Below are 18,985 nucleotides of genomic sequence, written 5' to 3' on the forward strand. Positions count from 1 at the left end.
GGCCGATGCGGAATTCGGGCGGCGGCGTTTTTTTCACGATTTTCTCCCCTTCGCTTCACGGCCGCCTCGACGACCGGATTCTCTCCTTCCAAGATATCATACTCCCGCGTTCATGGTATAATAGAACGGTTCGTTCGGGCGGATCGCCGCCCATCTATGCAGTGGAAAGGGGATTCCCGTCTTCATGTCCCGGCTTATCTTCTTGGGTTGCCTGGCTTATTTAACGATCGGGTTGGGCCAATTGGTGTTGGGCGCCGTCATGGAGCCCATGGTTCACGCTTACGGAATTCAATACGGGGACGGCGGGCAGCTGGTCATGCACCAGTTCCTCGGCGGCTTGGTCGGGACGCTGTGCTCGCCGTGGCTGATCAACCGGATCGGCCGCAAGTCGCTGCTGCTCGCCGCGTTCGGCATTATGGCCGTCATCGAGTTCCTCTATATGGCCCTGCCTCCGTGGGGCGTCATGCTGTCGATCGCTCCGGTCACCGGCTTCGGCTTCGGGATCGTCGAGGCGCTGGTCGGCTCGCTCATCATCGGCGGGGCCGGGGAGAAGGCCAATGTGGCGATGACTCGGGTCGAGACGTTCTTCGGTATCGGGGCGCTCATCATCCCGTTCGCCGGAGCCGCGCTCATCGAGCTCGGCCAGTGGCGGATGGCGTTCGGCGTCGTCGGGCTGCTGTCGGTCGCTTCGCTGTTCTGCTGGTGGAGGTTCTGGCCGGCCGGGATCGGTCAAGGAGCGGCGGGGGCTCATGGCGCGGGAGATGCGCCGTCGTCGTCGGGCAGTCGGCTGGGAAGGAACGCCGCCGTCGTCATGGGCGCTTGCATTCTGTTCTTCGTCGTGTACGTCGGGCTGGAGATGAGCTTCGTTCACTACCTTCCTTCCGTGCTCGTTAATTCCGACGAAGGGCTGACCGAAGCGACCGCGACGCTCGCGCTCAGCGTGTTCTGGGGCGCGATGACGATCGGCCGCATGTTCGCCGGCGCGATCGCCGACCGCTTCGGCGGCGGTCCGTACCTGCTCGGCACCTGCTTCGCCGCCGCGATCTGCTTCGCTCTGATGAGCCTGACCGGCGGCGTGACGGCCATGTTCGTGCTCACCTTCTTCGCGGGTCTGGCTCTATCGGGCATCTTCGCCGTCGCGCTCGTCTTCACGAACCGGGCCGTGCCCGGCATGACGGAGCGGACGACGAGCCTGCTCATCGCCAGCGGCCTGCTGGGCGGGGCGATCCTGCCGAAGCTGGCGGGCTGGTCGCTCGACCGCTTCGAGGTCGGCATGACCCGCTGGCTGTTCACGGCCGTCGCCGTGTTGATGGTCGTCATCATCGGGGTCGCTCTCGCCTATTCGAAGCGTTCTTCGGAGAGGCCGGCGATTGTCGCCAAGTGAGGATAGCAATAATGGTGGAAAAGAGGATAAGGAGGACGGAAGCGAGATGAAGCACGTAGTATCTCTCAAATGGCTGCTGGCCCGGCTGTACGAGCCGGACCTGGTTATCGTCGACTGCCGGTTCGCGATGGGGCAGCCGGACGCCGGACGCGCGGCGTACGAAGAGGCCCATATTCCCGGCGCGGTCTATCTCGATCTGGAGCGGGACCTGTCCGACCCGGTCGGGGAGCACGGCGGCCGCCATCCGCTGCCGGACGCGGCGGAGCTGGCCGGCCGGCTGAGCCGCGTCGGCATCGGCAACGACACGCGGGTCGTCGCGTACGACGACCAAGGCGGGGCGATGGCTTCGCGCCTGTGGTGGCTGCTTCGCTACCTGGGCCACGAGAACGTCTTCGTGCTGGACGAGGGCTTCGCGGCGTGGAAGCGGGAAGGGTTCCCGGTGAACGCCGAGCAGAAGGTGCTCATCCCGGCGACGTTCCTCGCGACCGTGCAGCACAACATGCTCGTCGAGATGGACGAGGTGCGCGAGTCGCTCGGGGATGACGGCATCGTGCTGGTTGACTCGCGCGAAGCGCCGCGCTTCCGCGGCGAGGCGGAGCCGCTCGACAAGAAGGCCGGGCACATCCCGGGCGCGCGCAACAAGTTCTGGAAGGGTGCGCTGGACGAGCAAGGCCGCTTCAAGTCGGCCGAGGCGCTGGCGGAGCACTTCGCCGACCTTCCGCGCGACCGCGAGCTCGTCGTCTACTGCGGCTCCGGCGTCACCGCGACGCCGAACGTTCTCGCCCTGAGCGAAGCGGGCTTCGAGAACGTGAAGCTGTACGCGGGCAGCTGGAGCGATTGGATCTCGTACGACGAGAATCCGATTGCCAAGGGAGAAGAATAAGAGCCGAGAAGCCGCGTCGAACGCGGGTTAGGGGGCTGTGACAGGTTGCCGGGAGGCAGGCTGTTGCAGCCCTCTTTTGCTTTTCGTCCAACAGCTTGCAAATAATCGTCGGCTGTAAATGATTACATGGGATCCGGAGCCAGCCACAGCGGGGTGGTCGGATCAGGTTGCCGTTGAACGCTCGGAGACTTCGCTTGCGGTCATCCATAAGCTGGCTCGTCGCAGGAGCTTAATCACCTTTGGGAGCACTTTCGCTTCACTTCCTTGGCGTGGTTGGCATCTCCCGGTTCGGGAGCAACGGAACGGATTTTTTCGGGGGAGTGGTCGCAACGGAGCCGGAGGCGTTCCGTTTGTTGCTGGCGGTCAAGATCAAAAGAATGATTCAGCCACAACCCCGGTAGGGTCGAAGGAGGAGCGCTAGGCTTTAACATAGAAATATATATTTGCTCTTCTCTTGTTCTGTTCTGTCACCCTTGGTTACCTTCTGTCACCGTGGTAGCACTTCCGCTCGCTCCTTTTCTGCGGTTCCGAGCTTCACTTTTGTCACTTTGTCACCTTCAAGTCTCAATTCCGGACAATCTGTCGTTGTGTTGCCATGTTGTCCTTGGGTTCACATCGATATCTTCGGGTGGCAACGTGACAAAACTTGCTCTGCCGCACCTTCGCTACGACTCTCGTTCACTGCCACCGCCGTGACAACAAGTGGCAGTCAACCGGGGCAAGGTACGCCCAAGTGACTGCCACGAATTTTGGTGGTGTGCTGCTTATGGTGACAAAGAGCTATACTGTTTTAAACCGAGTAGTTAATGGTGTTATAGTGGGGTGCTTAAAGTTCAAGTACTCTGCAAGCCAGATATATTTTTCACGAATGGATGGATTTTTTGAATTGATATTAGTAGTAATAAATTCCCTATCCGTGTCGATTCTCTCGGCATTTGAAAACCTAAAATAGTCGACAAAACATAGACCATCATTTTCTCGTATTATTGGTAATTCTGTTAATATATCAGTGCCAGTAGTAACAATATCGAGCAGATCGTTCGATATGATAATTCTTGGGTATCTGGCTAAGCTCGTTTCGATATTATATGCTTCTATTAAACCGAGACTAAACATAAAACCGTCTCTATAAAAATGTTTTCCAAAGGCTATACCGCCTCGTGATAAAATTCCCTCGGAAAACAAGTCGTATTGATATTTGCCTATTTTATTTAGAAAGTCATTAAAGTTTTGTTTATCGTACTTTGTAGCAAGAACAATTGAGTCTGAGAACTGAACTAGTTGAAGCTGTAGTCCTGTCTCGTTTAGTTTGGTTGTTTGTTGATGTATTTTGTATAGTTTATTTATGTATTTCTCCCCATTACTAATTGATTCCAAGTCACTTTTCACCATAGCAGAAAATCCAAGTAGATCAATAAAAGCAACAAAATAATATTCAAATTGTTGAATTTCATTCTGCACTATTGCTGCACCAACCTGTCGCTGATATCTTTATATTTAGACTTAAAATCCAGGGCTCTTCTTTCAGCGTCCCTCCAAGTAGCTCCTCCCCAAGGTTGGCTCGAATCCGTAATAATGGCCGTTTCGTCTCGTGATATATTGAATACTGCTTTTCCATATTCCTGCATCAGTGGAGCGAAACTTCCAAAGTCAGGTATTGTTGTAACAGCTATTGTTTCCCGAGTTAAACCTGCCGTTAAGTCAATTGAGTCATTTGAATGCTTTCTCAGTACCGGAAATAAGTTGCTGTCAATGGTTAAAGGAATCCTATCCATCCATAATTGATACCCTGGTTTTGGACGACCATTTCTTGTCTTGAAGTTTTGAATCGTAACCCCTAAGAATATTGGTTTACCTAATTTAACTGGTAGTCCAATGCTTTTGAAATCTTGGTATATTTGAGCATGCTCCGAGACCCATCGATCTAAAATTGATGATAGCGAGCCGATTGCTTGCACATTGAATCTGTCAGGTGATGTTGGAATAAAAAAGGCATCGCAAGCAAGGAAGCAACTTCTCGTTAAAGCACCAGAACTTGGACCCACATCAAATAGGATATAATCATAGTTATGCCTCTCACCAAAACGTGTAACGAAATCTCCTATTGCTACATAAGTTCTTTTTTCATGAATTTTATTAGATGTCCTTTGACCATGGGCTTCAGCAAGCGCATCCTCGATACTATTTAAAGCAACGTCGCCACGAATCAGATCTAAATTATCCACTATATTATTCACTATAATACTATCAATATTAACTTGAGGAATAGCCCCTTCAATTCTTGGCTGCAGAAGTTGAAGAAGGCTTGTGCCTGGTAATTCGTTATCAAATCCTTGTTCTTCCTGCTCCTTGTCTAGTCGCTCAATTGTAGGAGACAACATAATTTCGGTTAGATTGCACTGCGGATCAGCATCAATAACCAGTACTTTGTAACCTTCTCCTGCAAGATAATGGGAAAGGTTAAAAATTGTTGTTGTTTTAGATACGCCGCCTTTATGGTTATAAAAGGTTATTACTTTGGACATGGAGTTCACCTCGTGTTACATAGTAAGATCTGATTTCGACAATGAACCAGCAAATTCCTCCTATTTCTACATATAGATTTTGGGATTCCCCGATTTGCTAATCACTAGCCGTCAGCTATCGGTACTGACGAGACAAGGTATGATCTTTCTTCATTTGTGGCTCTACTAGCGTAAGAGATTTTAACCATCGGGGCACAAGTGTTCAAGAACTCCCTGGATACCGTTGCAGGAACCCCGGAGCCAGCCACAGCCCGGTAGTCGGGTCAGGAGGATGTTGAGCGCCCAGTTTTGCGGCGTCGGCAGCAGGCAGAACCAAAGCCGACCGACCACGCAAACCATCACGACCGGGAACCGTTCGGAGCAAGTACCTTTTTCAAGCTTCGATAGTAAAAAAAGAAGCCGACCCCAACGTGGTCGGCTTCTAATTGTTCTATTGCGCGGTCAAAATTTGCGGACCTTCGGCCGTGATGGCGATCGTATGCTCGTATTGGGCGGCGAGCTTGCCGTCCCGTGTCCGCGCGGTCCAGCCATCCGGATCGATGGTCATGGAGTAGGCGCCTTCGGTGATCATGGGCTCGATCGTGAACACCATGCCTTCCTTGATGCGCAAGCCTTTGCCGGGCTTGCCGACATGCATATAAGTCGGCTCCTCGTGCAGATCCCGGCCGATGCCGTGGGCGAGAAGGTCGCGCACGACGCCGAAGCCGTGCGATTCCGCATGCTGCTGAATCGCGCTCGTCACGTCGCCGAGCCGATTGCCGGGCTGCGCCTGCGCGATGCCGAGGTCAAGGCATTCCTTCGTGACGCGCATCAGCTTCTCGGCCGTCGGCGAGATCTTCCCGACCGCATAGCTCCAGGCCGAATCGCCGAGCCAGCCGTCGAGCTCCGCGACCGTGTCGATCGTCACGATATCGCCTTCCTTAAGAGGCTTATCGTTAGGAAAGCCATGCGCGATCACGTCGTTGACGGAGGCACAGGTCGCATACGGATAGCCCTTATAGCCCTTCTCGTATGGCTTGGCGCCATGCTTCAGAATAATCTCCTCGAATATGCGCTCAATCTCGTTCGTCGTGATACCCGGTTGGATGAGCGGGGCGATTGTACGATGGCATTCGGCCACCACTTGGCATGCCTTGCGAATGGCCTCGATTTCATGCTTGCTTTTTAAAATGACCATGTTCGTTCCAGGACTCCTTCGTAATAGCTTGAACGGCGAGTTGACTGATTCGATCGACGTCCAGTTCGGAATTGCCCGCATAGTAGCGCAGTCCGCAGCAGCCGACCAATACGGCAAGCATGTGGTCGACGCTATCGTCTTCGCGCTGGGCGATCGATTGGAGCGGAACGTACAGTTGTTCCATAAATCGTCTCTTGGCGGGGGGCCGATCCTTCTCGGGCAAGCCCGCGTAATGTTCCATCGCCATCTTGTAGACGAGATAGGCGCGGGCGTCCGACTGCCACAGCCGGAGCAGCGCTATGCAATACGCCAACAGCTTCCTGTTCTCCGGGCCGCCGCCGGAGAGGTCAGCCCATTCCGCCAAGGCCTGCTCGCACCGCTCGAAGCCGCTGCCCAGCACATCTTCGATCAATAAATGCCGGTTGGGATAATAATGGTATACCGTGCCGTAACCAAGCTTGGCCTCGCGGGCGACGTCGCGAATATCGAAGCTGCCGCCCGTGCGGAAGTAGGCGTGCGCGGCGGCGTCCAGAATCTGTTCTCTGCGCTGCATGCGGATGAGCTCATTCTGTTCTTTGGTACGGGGGCACATCGGCGACAGAGCCTCCTTGTATAGACCTGCAAATATGTCAATATAAAATAATAACGCATGGGGCGGGGATAAGCAAATGATCCGTTGCGAAAAAAAAGCGGGCATTCAATCCGTTTGAGGACTTTGTCCTACACTGGCAAATGAAACGATCCGATAATGTAGGTGAACGGCACGATGCATGCGTTGAGCCGCGTCGACATCTGCAGATTTACGGGGGAGGAGAAGTCCGCGAAATGAACTATCGCTTTTGCCAGCAAGTCACGATTGTGGATATGGATGATGAACTGCTCTCGGAAGTCCTATTCGAGCATGGGGAGTACGAGACGGCCGCTTTGTCGGTAGGGTCCTCCGTTCTGATTCACCAATTGGGGTTGAAGGAATTCAATGTCGTGTACGATAAGAGGGAAGGCAAGCTCGCCCGATATAAAGTCGCGGATATCGAGATCGATCTCGTGACGAAGCCCGCGGTCACCCGCGTTTATTTGGAGCCGGTGAAGCTGATTGTCGGACAGCATGACATCGGGGAAATAGCGTAAAGGGCAGGGTAGAAAGGGGAAAGGCCGGGAACCTCCTCTCGAAGGGGTTGCCGGCTTCTTCGTCAGTCCATCGAATTCTGAATTCGCTGCATGAATTCTTCCGCGGCGCTGTAGCCGAGCTGCTTCAGATACCAGTTGTTGGCCGCCGCTTCGATCAGACCGGCGACATCGCGGCCGGGCTGCAGCGGAATCTGGATATGCGGAATCTGTACGCCCATATAATCGGTGAACCGGGGCTCGAGCTCCAGCGCGTTGCTGAGCTCGCCTTCCCGCCAGGTCGTCAACTCGATATCGAGCACGATGCGAGTCTCGTCCTGGAACGCTCTTCGCCCGTACTGGCGGACGACGTTGATCAAGCCGACGCTGCGCAGCGCGAGGAATTCCCGGGTCGTCCCGTTGTGCGATCCGATCAGCAGCGCCGGGCCCAGCTTCTTGAGCACGACGATATCGTCCGCGACGAACCGATGGCCTCTGCGGATGAGGGTGTGCGCGGTCTCGCTTTTGCCGATACCGGACTTGCCCCGCAGCAAGATCCCGATTCCCGATACGTTCACGCATACGCCGTGGATCGACTGCTCCGGCGCCAGCGCCTTCACCAGGTAGCCGTCCAGCTTGGCGATGAACTCCACGGTCGCCTCGGGCGTACGCAGCAGCGGAATGCCTTCCTCGTCGCAGAACTTCTTCAGATAAGGCAATTCCTGCTGTCCGGCCGTCACGATGAAGCAGGGCGGATGGTATTTGACGATATTGCCGATATGAAGCAGCCGCTCCTCGATGCTTAGCTGCAGCAGATAGGTGATCTCCTTGCGGCCCAGCACCTGCACGCGCTCCATCGGGAAAAATTCGAAGTAACCGACGAATTCCAGGCCCGGCCTGTGCGCCCGAGAACGCGAAATTTCCCGGTCGAGCCGCCCGCCGCCCGCCACCACCTCTAGCTTGAAATGATCCGCGAGACTCTGCACGGTGATGGTCTTCACGCGGACAACCTCCTTTGGCATGCATGTGATCAATCTCGGAATACTTCGATATTTTCTACGGAGGTGCAGGCTATTCCTGCGCAAACGCGTTCTCGCCCTGAGCGAAGCGGGCTTCGGGAACGCGAAGCTGTACGCGGGCAGCTGACGCGATCGGATCTCGTACGACGAGAATCCGGCGGCGACAGGGGAAGAGTAAGAGTCGAGAGGCCGCGTCGGACGCAGTTGCGGGAACCCTAGAGCCGGCCAAATGGAGAGTGTACGAAGGATTAAGCTTTAATCGCAATGAAAATCTCGACAACCGCATCGTCCGGATTATGACACCGCTCGTCGTATCGTTCGAAGTCGCCGGCGAACGTCCGTTCGTAGCCGGTAGAGGAGGCCGCCCATCTCCAGATGCGTTGCCAGGCTTCCACAACGACCTGTACAGAGGGGCCGCGGCGCGTTACGAACACAGCATACTTTCCGGCGGGGACGACGACGTTATCCAGTTCCTTCGAGCTAAGCGGACTTTCGCCGCCCCCGCCCGCATTTGCCGATACGCCCGCTAGCACGGAATATTCGCCGTCCGCCCCATCCTCGTAGTCATAGTACAAGCCGTAGACGACGCCCGGCTCGGCAGAAGCCGCCGCCAGCTGTCCCCCCGGACCCGACCAGAATCGACTCCACAGCTGGGGAATTGCCCCGTCCGGCGAAGCTTCGCGCCGATTCGTCGTCCGCGCGGACAGTCCCGCTAACCGCAGCCCGGAATGCTCCACGATCCGGTCGGGGCCTTCCGCCGCATCAGCAGCAATTCCCGTTGACCAACGCTTCAACGAAGGCAGATAAGCCTGCAGCATCGCTCTAGCCGACTGTTCCTCCTTGCCTTCCTCCACCAGAATCGAGGTGCACAGCTCGACCATTCCTTCAACTGTCAGATCCGGTTGAGTAAACGCGCCGTTTTCGTAGCAGTATTTGCAAAACTCCGAGGTCAGCTCCCCGTTCGATTCCGTTCCGTACAATGCGCTCTCGGGCATAGGCATGCCGCAGCTCTGGCAGGCAATCAACGTTGTGGTCATCGTCATTTCTCCTTGGATTATAAGGTGTTAGGCGTTTTTTATCGACTGCTCTGGGCCATCGACATCCTCAGCATACAAGGAGAAACCTGACAACCCATTGTCAAGTTCTATCGGCACCGCTATAAAGATGAGCCGTCGCCTCGGCAAGCTCCTGGATTTTCTCGCGTATATGCCAAGGCTCCAGCACCTCGACTTCGGGACCGAAGCTCAGGATAAACCCGTATAGCCATCGGTCCTCGGGATAATACTCCGTTACCGTGTACCGGCCGTCGCCGCTGTCGCTGAGAGCTTCCACGCCGAACCATTCCTCGGCCAGATGCTTGCTGGACTTGCTGAAGCTCAGCACCAGCTTCATTCGGCGAACCGAGGAGCGCTCCGGCGATAACCACTCGGCATTCCACGGCAGCGACTCGGGGGACACGGCGCGCCGTTCGAACGGCTGACGCTCCAGCAGCACCACATCCCTCATCCGGTGCAGCTTAAAGAAGCGGAACCCCTCCCGCTGCTTGCAATAGGCGTAGAGGTACCAGGACTGCCCCTTCAGCACAAGCGTATGCGGCTCCACGATCCGCTCCGAGGTCCGGCCGTCCGGGCTGCAGTATGTAAAGCCGACCGACAGGGTTCTCTCTACGGCGTCGCTCAGCCATTTTAGCTTCTCTTCGAGCTGGCCTTTGCGCCCCCAGGACGACAGATCGACAATCAGCTGCTTGCTGCGAATATCGAAATCCATGGAGCGAGACTCCGGAATCACGCTGGCGATTTTCTCGAGCAGCAGCTCCGGATTGGGGCCCGCTTGAGAGGTCGACAAGCTCCGCAGCGCCGTTGCGATCGTCGCCAGCTCCTCGTCGGTCAGCAGGTTGCGATCCAGCCGATACCCTTCCATCAAGGCGATTCCCCCACCCGCGCCTTGATGGGTGACGACAGGGATACCGGCTTGATTGATCGTCTCGATATCGCGGTAGATCGTGCGCACGGATACTTCGAATTGATCGGCCAGCTCTTGCGCGAGCACCTTTTTGCGGTTAAGCAACAGGATAATAATCGAGAGCAGGCGATCCAGCTTCACCTTTTCAATGAACCTCCTCTATCTGGAGTCTACAGTTACATTGGATGTCGCCGCATCATAATTTAGCCCATCCGAATACCGGCCTCAGAAGCTTGCGAATCCAATAAGCGATGATCGTCCCCGGGCCCCATGAACCGGGCTTCTGCAAGTATTCCATGTATTGATCGTTGATGATATAAGTCCAGGTGGATGAGGGGGTCTTGAGTCCGAACTCCTCCCACTTCGCCGGATCGTTCGAACCTCCGAGCCTTGCGAGCATATTCGCCGTCTCTCTATTGATTTTAGCCGGAATTTGCTCGTATGCCTGGATGATTTGCGCATGAAATTCGTCGATCGGATTGCGGTTGGCAAGGCTCGTCAAATGGATGCCTTCGCGAATGTAAGCAACGTATGCCAGGTGGTCCGCCCAGAACTTGTCGATATAATAAAGCCGCACCCGCCGCTCCGAGGGGCTCATCGGCTTCTCGCCTTGCAAAATTCCGAGCCGCTCCCCGTACAGAATACGCCTCTGTTCCTCTACCATATCCGAATAACGGTTCAATTCCAGGCGGAGATGGAAGTTTTGACCCATAACGACGCGCTGAAGATGCGCGATTTTGCCGACGAGCACCGACTCTTCGAGAGCCTCGTCCTGCCTAAGCTCGCGAATCGCTTTATCGATGCCGAATCGAAGGAACAGCTCGTCTTCCAAGCTTACGAAAAAGACGGAAGCTCCCGGGTCGCCTTGGCGGCCGGAACGCCCGCGCAGCTGGTTGTCGATCCGCACGCTGTCGTGCACGTGCGTGCCGATCACGTACAACCCGCCCAGCTTGGCGACAGCTTCGGCTTGCGCGGGGTCGCCGCCGCCGAGCCGAATGTCGACGCCGCGTCCCGCCATATTCGTAGACACCGTCACGGCGCCGATCTCTCCCGCTTTGGCGATGATCTCGGCCTCTTCCGCGTCGTTCTTCGCATTAAGAACATGGCAAGGCACGTCGGCAGCCGCTAGCGCCTTCGCCAGCCTGTCGGACTCCTCGACGCTTGACGTCCCGATGAGAATCGGACGTCCCGCCGCATGGACGGAGGAGATCTCTTGTACAAGCGCCTTAAGTTTGGCTTCTTTATGGGTATAAATCCGGTGCGGCTGGTCGATCCGAATGTTTGGCCGGTTCGGCGGAATCGGCACGACCTGCAGCCCATAAATCGCTTCGAATTCCATTGCGGAGACGCGAGCGGTAGCCGTCATTCCGCAAATCTTCGGATACAAGCTAAGGAAGTGTTGAAGGGTAATCGTCCCGAGAATGTTCCCGCCGGCTCTCGACTGCAGCCCTTCCTTCGCCGCCAGCGCGGCTTGCAGCCCGTCCGGCAAATGCCGGTTCTCCGCCACGCGGCCGGTATATTCGTCGATCAGCTCGATTCTGCCGTCCCGGACGATGTAATCGACGTCTCTTCTCAATAACGCCTCCGCATGCAGCGCGCAGTTTAGCGACGATAACAAATGGCTATTACGGCTCTCGTACAAATTGCCGCATCCCAGCAGCGATTCCGCTCTCGCCGCGCCCGCTTCATTCAAATAAACGTTCCGCTTGAACTCGTCGAAGTCGTAATGCTCCTCCTGCGCGAGCTGCCTGGCTACTTCCGCGAAGCGAAGGCCGTCGCTGCCGGAAGAGCCCGGCTCGCCGGCGATGACGAGCGGCACTCGCGCTTCGTCGAGCAGAAGCGAATCCGCTTCGTCGACGATAACGTAGCGGAAGGGGCGATGCGCGGTATCGGCTTCGTCTAGCGCGATCGTATCGCGCAAATAATCGAATCCCGCCTCTTTGGCCGTCACATAGGTGATGTCCGCGGCGTACGCTTCCCTTTTCTCAGATAGACTCATACCCGCTTGAACCGATTGGACCGTTAACCCGAGGAACCGATAGATCGGGCCCATCCATTCCGCATCCCGCTTGGCCAGATAATCGTTAAAGGTCAGCACATGAACGCCCGCGCCGGTTAGCGCATTTAGATAAGCAGGCATAACGGCAGAGAGCGTCTTCCCCTCGCCGGTATGCTGCTCGATCAAAAATCCCTCGTGCAGAGCGATGGCAGCCATGATCTGAACCTCGTAGGGCCGCAAACCGAGCTTTCTCTTCGCGGCTTCGCAGACTAGCGCATAGGCATCGACAAGCAGCTCGTCCAATGGCGTGCCCGATTGCGCTTGCTGCTTCAACCGGAGAGATTCCGCTTGCAGCCGCTTGTCGTCCCATGCCTCCAAGTTGCGTCCTCGGATGAGCCCCGCTTTGTCCCGATAACTCTTCAGCTTATGCCGGGTATCGCGGTCTTTGATTTTTTGCGCCAACCTGACGGCTGCATTCATCGGCATACGATCGCTCCTCGGTAGAAATACGCGATTCCGTGATCCCGGATATTACTCGGTCAGGAGCCATGTCCATACCAAAAGCACAATAAAGACTCCCGCAATCGTTGCGATCGTTAACCGGCCCATCGGCCTGGCCATATTGACAGTCCAGCCAATGCCGTACCGCTTCGGAACGATAATCGCCGGATCCTCAGGATTGGAATAGATCATGCCCATCGTTCTCCAATACCGATCGCCCTGCGAAGGAGCATCTCGTTGCTGGTCCAGTCCCCGCACCCTCAAATAAACGAACATGCCCAGCAGCAGCAGATCGGCCGTAAGCATAAGCGGGAACGCCAAATGGATCCACAAGTCGAATTGGATCGAGTATAGCCTGCCCGCTTGGAACAGCCCCAAGAATACGGTCGCGGCCAGCGAGATGCCCCATATCGTGGATGAGTGGATTCGCTTGTACCGGATTTGCTTCTGCAGCGAGCCTTCCGGGTCTGCCGGATCCAGAGAGGTTCTTGCTCTGCCGTTAAGGAGGTTCAGAAGCATGAAAAGTCCGGTTACGATAAGCTGTCCGAAGTTCTCGTAGAAGACGGAGCTGAGGGATTTGGTAGAATACCAGCGATACCAGTCCGGCATCCGGTCCGCATACCGGTGTATGGCGAAATAATCCGGGATATCGCCCCACTTCGCAATGGCGATGACGACGCACACCGCGATTACGGCCAAGTGAGCGCCGAACCAGGGCAAGCCGAACGCGGGGGCACGATGCCGTCTGTTCGAGATGCTGGCTACCCTTCTGTTGTCGACGGGGACCTGCCAATCGCGGATTGCATTCAATCGCAGCGCCGATTGTCTGCAGATCGCGACCGCGATGCCGGAGAGCGGAAATAGAAGGAACAGCGCGATCAGAACGTATACCAAAGCGTGCGCAGCGTCCCGGTGCCGAATCCATAAGAAGCAAGCGGCGGCCACAACCAGCACGAATATTCCCATCACAATCGCATATTGCACGCGTATCCGCCGGACGGCCGGGTCCTGCGCCTCGTCAGGCGGAATCGCTACTCCGAACAGCAAGGTTCGGGGACCGAAGAAATTTTGTACGACGATCAACAGCGCTTGAACAAAGTATAGGCTTGCGACCGCTATGAAGGTTCCATTCGTCATCATTGGCCGTCCCCTCCGCGCTTCCTGATGGCGTCCCCATACAGCCTTCTGCATTGATTCACGAATGCTTCTTCCGTCATTCCGCGCACGGCCGCTTCCGCCGCGAGCGAACGAAGCTGCCGGAACAGCTTGGCCTCGAATTCCGCCGTCACGCCCGGCATCGCGTCCGGCTGGACGATAACGCCTCTCTTCCGGTGCACTTGCAGAAACCCGTCCTGCTTCAGCAAGGTGTAGGACTTGTTGACCGTATGCAGATTGATGCCTAGACTCTCCGCCAGATTCCGAACGGACGGAAGCGGGTCTCCCGGCTTCAATGCGCCCGATGCGATCCCTTCGATCAGCCGGTCGATTAATTGCTCGTATAGCGGATTCTCCGATTGCAGATCCAGCTCGATGAACATGAATCGTTCTCCTTATAGCACTGACATAAGGTTGGGTTGCGGCGAGCGTCGACCCGCCTTCGTTCTATCTGTTATATGTATTATATAACAGATATACAAAGGGAGAGCAATATCCATTTGCGGCCACAAGAAAGGGGCTGTCCCAAAAGTCATCCAAATGACTTAGGGATGGCCCCTACTTCTTAGGTAGCGATTGAAATTTTTTTTGGGGGATGTATCTCCTTCCGGTTGCTGTTGCCGCCGTGAAATTTGGAATGGTAACCCCGTAACAAGGGGATTTCACGGCGGCAAAGGCAAACGCTTCGCTCCTCCAGGAGATACACACCCTTATTTTCCTCATCGCTTCTCTCAGAAAACCTTCACCCTTAAACACAAAGAAACCGTTCTTTGGTAAAATGGAGGTACCACCCAACCATTTACGAAAGGAACGGTTTCTTTGTACATTCACTATACCATGGACCAACTTTGCCTGCCAATGGACCTCGAGGAGGACATTCCTCCCCATCACCTTGTGCGCGTCGTTAACGAAGCCGTCAATCGCTTAGACGACCGTATTTTCTCTTCGGCTTACCCTGGCGGCGGCCGGGATAGCTACCACCCCAAGATGCTCACCAAGGTCATCATCTATGCCTACATGCAGCGGATCTACTCTTCTCGGGAAATCACCAAAGCCGTCCGGGAGAACATCATGTTCATGTGGATTGCCGGCAGGCAGCGGCCGGACTTCCGCACCATCAACCGGTTCCGTTCCGAGCGAATGAAGTCCGTTCTCGAGAACGTCTTCACGGCCGTTTTGCAATTCCTGGTGGAATCGGGCTATGTGAAGCTGGATCACTATTTCGTGGACGGTACCAAGATCGAGGCCAACGCCAATCGCTATACGTTCGTCTGGGGAAAGGTCGTCGTCAAGCAGCAGGCCAAGCTTCAGGAGAAAGTCCAGGCCCTGTTCGCGACAATTGCGGAGACCGAGCGCCAAGACGAGCAAGAGCATGTCGGACGAGATCTTCCGGAGCTGGGCGAAGCCGCGCAAATCACCAGCGAGAAGCTGGCTGAGGCAGTTGCACAGCTTGAGGCTAAGCTTCAAGAAAAACCGAAGGACAAGCCCCTCAAGAAAGCGGTGCGGACGCTACATAAAGACCTCCTTCCGCGGCTGCAAAAGTATGAAATCCAGCGGGAGATTCTCGGCGACCGCAACAGCTTCAGCAAGACGGATCCGGATGCCACGTTCATGCGCATGAAAGAAGACCACATGCGCAATGGTCAACTCAAGCCGGGCTACAATGTGCAGATCGGAACGGAAAATCAGCTCATCATCGGATATAGCTTGCATCAACGTCCAACGGACACGCGTTGCTTGAAGCCTCATTTGGAGAAGGTTAAAGCCGCTCTTGGCAAGCTGCCGGGAACGATTATCGCGGATGCCGGGTACGGTGGAGAAGAGAACTACGCTTATTTGGAGAGTGAAGAAATCGAGGCTCTGGTCAAGTACGGCACCTTTCATAAAGAGAAATCAAAGGCTTGGCAGAAGGACATCAGCAAGATCGACAACTGGGAGTACAACGAAGAGGAAGACAACTGGACATGTGCGGCGGGACGGAAACTAGTCTTTCGAAACGAAAAGAAGGAAACCACCGAAAGCGGTTTTGAAATTCGAAAGAGGCACTACCGGAGCGTTAGTTGTGAAGGCTGTCCGCTGAAGAGTGCGTGCACGAAAGCTAAGGGGAACCGTGAAATCAGCGTTAGTTTGAAGTATCTACGTTACAAACAACAGGTGCGGGAGAAACTCCGCAGCGAGGAAGGATATGCCCTATCGGTTCGGCGGATGGTCGAGCCGGAAAGTGTGTTTGGGCAAGTGAAGAACAACCGAGGATTCCGACGTTTTCTGCTTCGCGGCTTGCCGAAGGTAAGCCTTGAGGTCGGATGGCTTTCGCTCGCCCATAATCTGCTGAAGAAGGCGGCCATCGATCAAGAACATGCAAAGGCGGCGAAGGGATAACCTCCCTTACGCCGCCTTTTTTGTAATTCCAGACCATTTTTCACATAGGGTGCTGTTCCTAAAATGAGCTCAAACTTACTTTTGGGACAGCCTCTTTCGCCTGGAGCTGGCTTATGCGGTCTTCATTCCTTCCGGGTGATAGGAGCTGGCTCGAGCCTCTGCCGGTTTAGCGATGAGCATGGCGACGAACCGGCCCACCAATTGCGGCAAGAAGAAGTTTAATACGAAGACGATGCTGAAGGCGATGGACCATGCGCTCATCCAGTGACTTGCGAATCCCGGAATGAACCCGTGCGCGGCGACGGCGGTCAAGACGAAGGATAAAATGAGCGACATGATAAGCGATATGGCGAATGCATAGACGACCGTCGATACGGCCTTGCTGCGATTGAATCGGCTCGCGAATCGGCGGATCCGGACCGGAAGGAAGAAGTTAAGCCCGAATGCGATCAGGAAGGCAACGCCCCAATCCCTCATCCATAGGCTCATGAAGTGCGGGATAAACCCGCCCTCTAGAACGTAGGTCATAATTCCGGACATGATGAACGTGAACAGGATCGACATGGCGGACACAAAAGTTAACTGACGATACTTGGCAGGGATTCGCATGGATGAAAACTCCTTTATACGGTGGATTGGTTGTTGAAACCAATATAACCTACTGCGTAACAAATATCAAGTAACAAAAATACAATTTTGATATTTATTTTTATGGGAAGCGGAACTCCGCTAATCCGGTTTGTATTTTGATGACAAAAATGCAATAATGATTTTTGAAATTACTATCGTGAGATGAGGTGGCGAAGATGCCTGCCGAAGCGCCTCTAACGAGGGAAACGATCCTAAACGCCGCGGAGCAAGTGTTGCGCCGGTATGGTCCGGAGAAAACATCCGTCGTCGATATCGCCAAATTTCTTCAAGTGAGCCATGGATCTCTGTATCGTCACTTCCCAAGCAAAGCGGCATTGCGCGAAGCCGTCACGGAACGTTGGTTATATAATAGTATCTTGCTCCCCTTGCAGGCGGTGGCGGAGAAGCGGGAGGGAAGCGCGGAGTCGAGATTGCGATCGTGGTTTGAAACCCTTATCTCGCACAAACGGACGTACGCCGCGGAAGAGCCCGAGATGTTCGCGATGTACGCCGCCGTGACTCTCGAGGCGGAGGAATTGATTAAGGTCCATGTCGACGGACTTGTCGGCCAAATCCGATCGATTCTGGAATACGGGGTCGAGACGGCAGAGTTCAGGCCGGGGGATGAGGCAAGCAGGGCCCGCGCCTTGTTCTTGGGGACGAGCAGCTTCCACCATCCCGCGCATGCGCCTGAATGGAAGGACCCGGAGATCGATAAAGCTTTCGATGCCGTATGGCAGCTGCTTCTGTCCGGCTTGAGGTAAGCGATGAGGTCTTCATCCCTATGGAAGCGGCGGAAACGATAGGATATAGCGGCTGCGACAGGCTGCCGGTTGGCGGCCTGCTGCGGCCATCGTTGTCTTGGCGTTGAACAGGAAAGGGAGCATAGGGAATGCTGCCGCTTTTAACGACGGCCAGCAGCTCCCCCGGGACGCCGGAACTGTTGACGCTCGCGCTCGACCGCTTCCCGGATGAAGCAATCCTCGACATGATCGTTGATCAACCCCATCGCCTGCATGAAGGCGTACACGGTAGTCGGTCCAACGAATTTCCAACCCTGCTTTTTGAGCTCCTTCGACAGCGCGATCGATTGCGGCGATGGAACGCTGCACGGAAGTTCTCGCGTTTCAAAAGAATAGTGCGCCAGCTCAAGCCGGATTGAAAGCTCTCCAGACTTAACTTCTCGAACAGCCTGCGGTCGTCGCTTACCGGAAATCCCCACTCGGTATCGTGATAATCTTGAAACTCCGGCGCGGCTCCGCACCAGCGGCAGCGCGGGCGAACCGCCGTTCGCTTGAATAAATCGGCTAAACCTCCCTTCGACATTAATGCAAATATATGGATATTCTGGATGGGTCGTGATATACTCGTGTTGGGGAGAGAAAACGCTTACAAAGGGAGTGAAATGATGAAAAAGCGGCGGCTTGTTTATTCTCTGATTCTCGTGATCTCCGTATTTTTCTTCGGGGCCAGCTTCAAAGGCAAATTCGACATCTATAAGAACTATACGTTGGTGGCTTCGGGGATTCCGGGTACCGTATACGGGTTAAGTCAACCGGTAGGGAACTATTACAAATTCTATGACGATACGTTCTCGTGGCACGTATCCGGGTATATCACAAGCCGGCTTGATTACTAAGTTATCCCCCTGAAGAAGTCCCGCCCTCCCCCGGGACTTCTTTTTTTTGACCGTAAGAGGCCTGTGCGCTCGTGCATAGGCTTATTCGATTTTTCGCGAGGGACGTCCGCATATACGCCGGTTTTTGACGACGTTAGTGATCCGCACAATTCGCTTGTCTGCATGCCTCATAGATTGATCCTGAAAGCGAACAAAGGAGGATCCCTATGCCCAAAGCGAAGGTTAGACCGGAATTCAGAAGGCTCTGCATGCAATTCGGGAGGATACTGGGAGGCGAATCGGAGATTGAAGCGGGGCCGGTTTGTTTCGTCACGCGGATGACGAATTTGAAGGAGACCATCCTGGGGAGAAGAACCCGCTCGCCTCTGGTTCAGATGCAGATGTTCTCATTCGAATCCCTGAAGTCGGGGCGCGCGCTCTGTCTGGGCGAGACCGCCGTCCATCAGAACCAAGTGAACCGATTGATGTCGAACCTCCGCAAGCGGGGGATTAAAGTGACCGCGGTTCATAACCACTGGCTGAAGGAAAATCCTCGCTTAATGTATATGCATTGGGAAGCCATCATGAATCCTGTCGTGTTCGCGAGAAGAACCAAAGAATCGATCGCCTTCCTGGGGTAACGGGCGAG

The 18,985-nt window shown here is 55.1% G+C and carries 17 protein-coding genes and 1 pseudogene; 6 read left to right on the top strand and 12 right to left on the bottom strand.

All coding sequences use genetic code 11. From position 1 onward, the window contains the following. Positions 1-184 precede the first annotated feature (184 nt). Both H7B90_RS06565 and H7B90_RS06570 read left to right on the top strand, forming a co-directional pair. Positions 185-1,384: an MFS transporter gene (locus tag H7B90_RS06565; protein WP_185135063.1), complete on the top strand. Its 1,200-nt coding sequence runs from the start codon at positions 185-187 to the stop codon at positions 1,382-1,384. A 46-nt stretch (positions 1,385-1,430) separates the two neighbouring features. Continuing rightward, positions 1,431-2,267 carry a sulfurtransferase gene (locus H7B90_RS06570; RefSeq protein WP_185135064.1) on the top strand — a complete coding sequence of 279 codons (837 nt, stop codon included), beginning with the start codon at positions 1,431-1,433 and terminating at the stop codon, positions 2,265-2,267. Between the two features lie 780 nt (positions 2,268-3,047). Here the strand turns inward: H7B90_RS06570 and H7B90_RS06575 are convergent. The 4 genes from H7B90_RS06575 to H7B90_RS06590 all read right to left on the bottom strand — a co-directional run bounded on the left by H7B90_RS06575 (position 3,048) and on the right by H7B90_RS06590 (position 6,522). Next, a complete protein-coding gene (locus H7B90_RS06575) occupies positions 3,048-3,728 on the bottom strand; it encodes a hypothetical protein (RefSeq protein ID WP_185135065.1) in 681 nt (226 codons plus the stop codon). Then, positions 3,728-4,792: a ParA family protein gene (locus H7B90_RS06580; protein ID WP_185135066.1), complete on the bottom strand. Its 1,065-nt coding sequence runs from the start codon at positions 4,790-4,792 to the stop codon at positions 3,728-3,730. Before H7B90_RS06580 ends, H7B90_RS06575 begins: the two co-directional genes overlap by 1 nt. A gap of 430 nt (positions 4,793-5,222) precedes the next feature. Beyond that, a complete protein-coding gene (gene map / locus H7B90_RS06585) occupies positions 5,223-5,969 on the bottom strand; it encodes a type I methionyl aminopeptidase (protein WP_185135067.1) in 747 nt (248 codons plus the stop codon). Further along, positions 5,944-6,522 (bottom strand): TetR/AcrR family transcriptional regulator, encoded by a 579-nt coding sequence (locus H7B90_RS06590; protein WP_260410817.1) that lies wholly within the window; start codon positions 6,520-6,522, stop codon positions 5,944-5,946. Before H7B90_RS06590 ends, map begins: the two co-directional genes overlap by 26 nt. 272 nt (positions 6,523-6,794) lie before the next feature. Here H7B90_RS06590 and H7B90_RS06595 point away from each other — a divergent pair, with 272 nt between their 5' ends. Further along, positions 6,795-7,097: a hypothetical protein gene (locus tag H7B90_RS06595; RefSeq protein ID WP_185135069.1), complete on the top strand. Its 303-nt coding sequence runs from the start codon at positions 6,795-6,797 to the stop codon at positions 7,095-7,097. Positions 7,098-7,159: 62 nt separating this feature from the next. Here H7B90_RS06595 and hprK read toward each other — a convergent pair whose 3' ends face one another. The 6 genes from hprK to H7B90_RS06625 form a co-directional block, all read right to left on the bottom strand. Further along, positions 7,160-8,074 carry an HPr(Ser) kinase/phosphatase gene (gene hprK / locus H7B90_RS06600; RefSeq protein ID WP_185135070.1) on the bottom strand — a complete coding sequence of 305 codons (915 nt, stop codon included), beginning with the start codon at positions 8,072-8,074 and terminating at the stop codon, positions 7,160-7,162. Between the two features lie 266 nt (positions 8,075-8,340). After that, positions 8,341-9,129 carry a zinc ribbon domain-containing protein gene (locus tag H7B90_RS06605; protein WP_260410818.1) on the bottom strand — a complete coding sequence of 263 codons (789 nt, stop codon included), beginning with the start codon at positions 9,127-9,129 and terminating at the stop codon, positions 8,341-8,343. A 100-nt stretch (positions 9,130-9,229) separates the two neighbouring features. Further along, entirely contained in the window at positions 9,230-10,195 is a 966-nt protein-coding gene (locus H7B90_RS06610) for a helix-turn-helix transcriptional regulator (RefSeq protein WP_185135072.1), read from the bottom strand. A 55-nt stretch (positions 10,196-10,250) separates the two neighbouring features. Continuing rightward, a complete protein-coding gene (locus tag H7B90_RS06615) occupies positions 10,251-12,533 on the bottom strand; it encodes a preprotein translocase subunit SecA (RefSeq protein ID WP_185135073.1) in 2,283 nt (760 codons plus the stop codon). Positions 12,534-12,584: 51 nt separating this feature from the next. Continuing rightward, positions 12,585-13,694, bottom strand: a complete 1,110-nt coding sequence (locus H7B90_RS06620) for a DUF5808 domain-containing protein (RefSeq protein WP_185135074.1) — start codon at positions 13,692-13,694, stop codon at positions 12,585-12,587. Next, positions 13,691-14,092, bottom strand: coding sequence for a GntR family transcriptional regulator (locus tag H7B90_RS06625; protein ID WP_185135075.1), 402 nt, complete (start codon positions 14,090-14,092; stop codon positions 13,691-13,693). The genes H7B90_RS06620 and H7B90_RS06625 overlap by 4 nt, the downstream gene beginning before the upstream one ends. 436 nt (positions 14,093-14,528) lie before the next feature. Here H7B90_RS06625 and H7B90_RS06630 point away from each other — a divergent pair, with 436 nt between their 5' ends. Beyond that, positions 14,529-16,088 (top strand): IS1182 family transposase, encoded by a 1,560-nt coding sequence (locus H7B90_RS06630; protein WP_185135076.1) that lies wholly within the window; start codon positions 14,529-14,531, stop codon positions 16,086-16,088. A gap of 111 nt (positions 16,089-16,199) precedes the next feature. Here H7B90_RS06630 and H7B90_RS06635 read toward each other — a convergent pair whose 3' ends face one another. Beyond that, positions 16,200-16,697: a DUF2798 domain-containing protein gene (locus H7B90_RS06635; RefSeq protein WP_185135077.1), complete on the bottom strand. Its 498-nt coding sequence runs from the start codon at positions 16,695-16,697 to the stop codon at positions 16,200-16,202. A gap of 197 nt (positions 16,698-16,894) precedes the next feature. Here H7B90_RS06635 and H7B90_RS06640 point away from each other — a divergent pair, with 197 nt between their 5' ends. Next, positions 16,895-17,482 carry a TetR/AcrR family transcriptional regulator gene (locus H7B90_RS06640; protein WP_185135078.1) on the top strand — a complete coding sequence of 196 codons (588 nt, stop codon included), beginning with the start codon at positions 16,895-16,897 and terminating at the stop codon, positions 17,480-17,482. A 140-nt stretch (positions 17,483-17,622) separates the two neighbouring features. On the opposite strand, the pseudogene H7B90_RS06645 reads toward H7B90_RS06640, so the two are convergent. Then, positions 17,623-18,044, bottom strand: a pseudogene (locus H7B90_RS06645) (DNA-3-methyladenine glycosylase I). A 519-nt stretch (positions 18,045-18,563) separates the two neighbouring features. On the opposite strand from H7B90_RS06645, the gene H7B90_RS06650 reads away from it, so the two are divergent. Further along, positions 18,564-18,977 carry a DUF1259 domain-containing protein gene (locus H7B90_RS06650; RefSeq protein ID WP_185135079.1) on the top strand — a complete coding sequence of 138 codons (414 nt, stop codon included), beginning with the start codon at positions 18,564-18,566 and terminating at the stop codon, positions 18,975-18,977. The last annotated feature ends 8 nt before the right edge of the window (positions 18,978-18,985 follow it).

Source organism: Cohnella xylanilytica (assembly GCF_014212175.1).
Classification (GTDB): domain Bacteria; phylum Bacillota; class Bacilli; order Paenibacillales; family Paenibacillaceae; genus Cohnella; species Cohnella xylanilytica.